Raw genomic sequence first — 1,153 nt, forward strand, 5'->3', positions numbered from 1 at the left:
TCTGCGACGGTCAGTCCGCTGATCCTGTGGCTCCAGATTCCGCTCAGCGGGTCGGCGCTGGCTTCGCCCTTGTCGGCGGTGCCGTCGAAGATTTGCACCGTCTGACCCGGGGTTGCGCTGCCGGTGAGGATCACGGTGGTGTCACGTGTCGTGCCTCCCTGCGGGATCTCCACGCCTTGGCTGTCTTCGGCCCGGTTGATCACTGGTTGCACGTCGGCGCCTGCCTTGACGGTATAAGAGCGCACCGGAAACCCCACCGCCGTCGCCGCGTTCGCCACCCCGTCAAAATTAACCTTGAGCGTCACCTTCAAGTCACGGCCATCTTTCAAGCCTTTCAGCCAGGCCAGCGGCACCGCCCGGCTCAAGCCTGATGCACCCACGCCCACTTCACCGCGAAGGTCGTCGAACGTCACGGTCTGGTCCTGATTGTCCTTGCCTTCGTACTGCAACCACAGCCGTTCACCTTCGACGTGCGGCCATGCCGCAACGGTGAGCTGGGCGGTGGGCTGTAACAGTGCCACATCGAGTTCATTGCCAGTCTTGCCATCCACCACCGGCGTCGGCAAACGTGCATCGCCCTCGGTAATTTTCGACACGCTCAGGTTCAGCTCAGGCGATCGGGCAACCTCCGCGTTATTGCTATTCAGGTGCCAGCGAAACACCAGGGGCTTGCCTTGTCGTGCGATCAGAAAAGCCTGGCTCAACAAGGTGTTGGTGCGTTTATTGGCGTTGAAGGGCACCAATGGAAACTCTGGTGCACCTGCAGGCGGGTTAACTTCCACCAGCTGCGCTTTATCGCCTGGAAGGTGTTCTAAATACTCGACCTGAATGGTCACGCCCTGCGGATACGCCAGAACGTCAATCGGGCTCACCGCTGGTTTCAGCAGCACCGGCGGCAACAACTCGATAGCCTCTGAGCCGGTAACTTCGGCCACGGCATTTTTCGAAGTGGCGAAGACGTTGCCATTTTTCAGCAATTCGTACTTCGCCCGCACAACACTGCCGGCGATTACTTTGGCGTTGGGCACCATCAGTTTGTAGGTGAACGGGATGCGCACGACGTCCTGTTCCACGCTGTGCAGGGTAACGGTGCCGTTCGACGCGGTGGCGCTGTAGCTCACGCGGATTTTATCGTTGGGTTGCCACAACGGAG

1 pseudogene is annotated in these 1,153 nt (G+C 59.9%); it reads right to left on the reverse strand.

Going from position 1 to position 1,153, the window contains the following annotated elements:
- Window positions 1-1,121 (reverse strand): annotated as a pseudogene (locus DBR24_RS11395) (hypothetical protein); the annotation flags it as partial.
- Window positions 1,122-1,153: the final 32 nt, after the last annotated feature.

It is taken from the genome of Pseudomonas sp. HMWF006 (genome assembly GCF_003061205.1).
Lineage (GTDB): Bacteria > Pseudomonadota > Gammaproteobacteria > Pseudomonadales > Pseudomonadaceae > Aquipseudomonas > Aquipseudomonas monsensis.